Here is a 4473-nt window from a genome sequence, read left to right on the forward strand (position 1 = left end):
CGCTCGTCGGCGGCATGCCGATAGGCGCCGTCGATGAAGGCGCGGCCTTCTATTTTCAGTTCTGCAGCAAGTTGTTTCCAGTCGGCATGCGTACTGCGGGACATGGCTTACTCCTCTTGATGTGGATACTGCTTGCGGTTACAGCGGCTGAGTCCAGCCGGAAATCAGGCAGCGTGGGGGCTGCAAAGTTCGATCAGCGCGCCGTCGGGGCTGCGCAGGTAGGAAACCACCTGTCCCCACGGTTTTTGCGCCGGAGCCGCCAGTTCTTGCGCGCCGCATTCCAGCGCGCGCCGGTGGGCGGCTTCCACCTGGTCGGTGACCAGGCCGATTTCCATTCCCAGGGGCTGGGCGGTGTCGCTGGCGCGCACATGGCCGGCGGGGAGGTTCATCGCGGCCAGCTCGTGGCTGGCGAAGGACAGCGTGGTGTCGCCGGTGTCCAGTTCGCCGTACATGCCGGACTCGTGCAGGAACTTCTGCCTGAGGCCAAAGGCTTGTGCGAAGAAGCGCAGCGAGGCGGCGACATCGGGAACGTAGACGATGGTGTAGCCCAGTTTCATTGTCATCTCCGGAGTGGGGCGGATTCAGAATGTCGGCGGCGAGCTGGCGCTGACCATCTCGCAGATGTCGTCGCCGACGTTGCGGAAGCGGTGCGGCAGCTTGCTGTCGAAGTAGTAGGCGTCGCCCGGGCCCAGCACCCGGCTTTCGTTGCCCACCGTCACCTCTATGCTGCCGCGGATGATGACGCCGCCTTCCTGGCCCTCGTGCACCAGCATGTCCGGGCCGGTGTCGGCGCCGGGCTGGTAGCGTTCGCGCAGGATGGCGATGTCGCGCTTGTCGTGGCCGGTGCCCACCAGCATCAGATTGATTTCCGCGTTGCCCAGATTGGGCAGCTCGTCCGCCTGGTAGAACACCCGCGGCTGCTGCGGCGCGGCGTCGAAGGTGAAGAATTCCGCCAGCGTGATGGGCAGGCCTTCCAGCACTTTCTTCAGCGAACTGACCGAAGGGCTGACGCGGTTCTGCTCGATCAGCGAGATGGTGCCGTTGGTGACGCCTGCGCGCTTGGCCAGCTCTCTTTGCGACAAGCCAAACCGGGTTCTGACCATTCTCAACCTAGCGCCGACGTCCATGCTTGCTGCTCCATCAATATGTTAATAATTTTAGACATTTGAGGCATTGTACCGCGAGCGGGAGTCAATCTGCTTGCTGCGTCGCAAAATCGAATATCTTTGCAACGGTCAGGGTTTATAGTCAGAATCAGCTTGAAGGAGCAAGCGCAATGTGAATTTTCTTAAACGCATGTTGTTTGCTTGCCCATGAACAAAACTAGATGGAGGCGACTATGTTGATTGGCGTTCCGAAGGAGATCAAGAACCACGAGTACCGAGTGGGTCTGACGCCGTCCGGTGTGCGCGAGCTGGTGGCGAACGGACACAAGGTGCTGGTGCAGACCCAGGCCGGACTGGCGATCGGCTTCACCGACGAGCAGTACATCCAGGCCGGGGCGTCCATCGCCTCCAATGCGGAGGAAGTGTTCGAGCGCGCCGAGATGATAGTCAAGGTGAAGGAGCCGCAGCCGGTGGAGTGCCGGCTGTTGCGGCCGGGCCAGGTGCTGTTCACCTATCTGCATCTGGCGCCGGACCCGGAGCAGACCAAGCTGCTGGTCGAGTCCGATTCCATCGCCATCGCCTACGAAACCGTCACCGACGAGCGAGGTGGCCTGCCGCTGTTGGCGCCGATGTCGGAAGTGGCCGGCCGGATGGCGATCCAGGCCGGCGCCCACGCGCTGGAGAAGGCGCAGGGCGGCCGCGGCGTGCTGCTGGGCGGCGTGCCGGGCGTGGCTCCGTCCAAGGTGGTGGTGATAGGCGGCGGCGTGGTGGGCTTGAACGCGGCGCGAATGGCGATGGGCGCCGGCGCCGACGTCACCATCCTGGACAAGTCGCTGACCCGCCTCAAGGAAATAGACATGGTGTTCGGCGGGCGGATCAAGACCTTGATGTCCAACAGCGCCAATATCGACGACAGCATCCGCGTGGCCGACCTGGTGATAGGCGCGGTGCTGATCCCCGGCGCCGCCGCGCCCAAGCTGGTGACCCGCGCGATGCTCAAGAGCATGAAGCCGGGCGCGGTGCTGGTCGACGTGGCGATAGACCAGGGCGGCTGTTTCGAGACCAGCCGCGCCACCACCCACCAGGACCCGATCTACACCGTGGACGGCATCGTCCACTACTGCGTGGCCAATATGCCGGGCGGGGTGGCGCGCACCTCCACCCAGGCGCTGACCAACGCCACGCTGCCGTACATGCTGGAGCTGGCCAACAAGGGCTGGCGCCAGGCGCTGCTGGACAACGCCCACTTGCGCAACGGCCTGAACATCTGCCGCGGCCGCGTCACCCACCAGGCGGTGGCGAAAGACCTCGGCTATCCCTATGTCGATCCCATCGAGGCCATCAAGGCCGCCAGCTGAAAGAGGAGCGCAGCACACCATGCAGCAAGCGATCATCGGCATTCCCTGCGACGTGAAAATGATAGGCCGGCTGCCGTTCCATGCGGTGGGCGACAAGTACATCGCCGCCGCGGCCGGCGGCGCCGGCGGCCTGCCGCTGCTGATCCCGTCGCTGGGCGACGAGAAGCTGCTGCGCGCCACGGTGGCGATGCTGGACGGCGTGCTGCTGCCCGGCTCGCCATCCAATGTCGAGCCGCATCACTATGGTGGCCCGGCCAGCCGGCAGGGCACGCTGCACGATCCGCAGCGCGACGCGACGACGTTGCCGCTGATCCGGCTGCTGCTGGAGGAGGGCGTGCCGCTGCTGGGCATTTGCCGCGGTTTCCAGGAGATCAACGTGGCGCTGGGGGGCGAGCTGCACCAGCACGTGCAGGAAGAGCCGGGCCTCAATGACCACCGCGAGGCGGAAAGCGACGACGTGGTCGAGATGTACGCGCCGTCGCACGCGGTCAGTTTTGTCGAGGGCGGCCTGCTGGCCGGCTGGACCGGCCAGCGCGGCGCGCAGGTTAACTCGCTGCACCAGCAGGGCATCAAGCGGCTGGGGCCCTGTCTGCAGGCGGAAGCGCATGCGGACGATGGCTTAGTTGAGGCTTACCGGATTAGGGACGCCAAGGGTTTCGCCTTCGCAGTGCAGTGGCACCCGGAATGGCGCTATTGGGAAAACCCGCTGTCGCAGGCGATCTTCCGCGCCTTCGGCGACGCCTGCCGCGCCAGGAGGGCTGTCCGGACGAGATAGGCGGGGCCCGCGCGCCGGCCGGTGAACCCGGCGCGTTTTTTGATGACTCATAAAGTGACACCTCCCGATCCAGAGCCGTATCCAGCGGCCGGGGAGTCAACAGAGGAAGCGTTATGAATCACCAGATCAACGAGTGGTTGAGAGAGCATCGCATTACCGAAGTGGAGTGCATCGTGCCGGACATGACCGGCGTGGCGCGCGGCAAGATCGTCCCCAAGGACAAGTTTGTGTCCGACCCGGAAATGCGCCTGCCGGAGGCGGTGCTGATCCAGACCGTCACCGGCGACTACCCGGACGACAGCCTGCTGGACCTGACCGATCCCGACATGGTGCTGGAGCCGGATCCCAACACCCTGCGCTACGTGCCGTGGGCGGTTGATCCCACCGCGCAACTGATCTATGACTGCTGCCGCGCCGACGGCAGCCCGGTGGACGTGGCGCCGCGCAATGTGCTCAAGCGGGTGCTGCGCCTGTTCGACGAAATGGGCCTGGAGCCGGTGCTGGCGCCGGAAATGGAGTTCTACCTGCTGTCGCCGAATCCGGACCCGGACATCCCGCTGGCTGCGCCGGTGGGGCGCACCGGCCGCGCCGAGTTTGGCCGCCGCTCCTACTCCATCGACGCGGTCAACGAGTTCGACCCGCTGTTCGAGGACATCTACGACTACTGCCACGCGCAAAACCTGGAAGTGGACACGCTGATCCACGAGATCGGCACCGCGCAGATGGAGATCAACTTCCTGCACGGCAATCCGCTGGAACTGGCCGACCAGGTGTTTCTGTTCAAGCGCACCGTGCGCGAGGCGGCGTTCCGCCACAATATGTACGCCACCTTCATGGCCAAGCCGATGGAAAACGAGCCCGGCAGCGCCATGCACCTCCACCAGAGCCTGGTCGACAAGAACACCGGCCGCAATGTGTTCACCAACGAGGACGGCAGCCCGTCCGAGATTTTCTTCGGCTTCATCGCCGGCCTGCAGAAATACATTCCGCAGACCATGCCGCTGTTCGCTCCCTATGTGAACTCATTCCGTCGTTTGTCTCGCTATACCGCGGCGCCGACCAACGTCGAATGGGGTTACGACAACCGCACCGTCGGCTTGCGCGTGCCGCACTCGTCTCCCGCCGCGCGCCGCATCGAAAACCGCGTGCCCGGCGTCGACGTTAATCCTTATATCGCGATGGCCGCCACGCTGGCTTGCGGCTACCTGGGCATGGTGAACAAGCTCAAGCCCAG

5 protein-coding genes are annotated in these 4473 nt (G+C 64.6%); 3 read left to right on the forward strand and 2 right to left on the reverse strand.

Going from position 1 to position 4473, the window contains the following annotated elements:
• Window positions 1-164 precede the first annotated feature (164 nt).
• Together BI344_RS06475 and BI344_RS06480 are read right to left on the reverse strand one after the other, a co-directional pair.
• Window positions 165-563, reverse strand: coding sequence for a VOC family protein (locus BI344_RS06475; RefSeq protein WP_241499267.1), 399 nt, complete (start codon window positions 561-563; stop codon window positions 165-167).
• An 18-nt stretch (window positions 564-581) separates the two neighbouring features.
• Entirely contained in the window at window positions 582-1127 is a 546-nt protein-coding gene (locus tag BI344_RS06480) for a cupin domain-containing protein (protein WP_071112175.1), read from the reverse strand.
• Window positions 1128-1339: 212 nt separating this feature from the next.
• On the opposite strand from BI344_RS06480, the gene ald reads away from it, so the two are divergent.
• From ald to BI344_RS06495, 3 genes are all read left to right on the forward strand, one after another.
• The gene (ald, locus tag BI344_RS06485) at window positions 1340-2464 is read left to right on the forward strand and encodes an alanine dehydrogenase (RefSeq protein ID WP_071112176.1); all 1125 of its coding nucleotides are present in this window, start codon (window positions 1340-1342) and stop codon (window positions 2462-2464) included.
• A gap of 19 nt (window positions 2465-2483) precedes the next feature.
• Complete coding sequence (locus BI344_RS06490; RefSeq protein WP_071112177.1) at window positions 2484-3239, forward strand: gamma-glutamyl-gamma-aminobutyrate hydrolase family protein; 756 nt, start codon at window positions 2484-2486, stop codon at window positions 3237-3239.
• A 113-nt stretch (window positions 3240-3352) separates the two neighbouring features.
• Window positions 3353-4473: glutamine synthetase family protein (locus BI344_RS06495; protein WP_071112178.1), on the forward strand; the 1121-nt coding region annotated here is incomplete at its 3' end.

Source organism: Chromobacterium sphagni (assembly GCF_001855555.1).
Taxonomy (GTDB): Bacteria; Pseudomonadota; Gammaproteobacteria; order Burkholderiales; family Chromobacteriaceae; genus Chromobacterium; species Chromobacterium sphagni.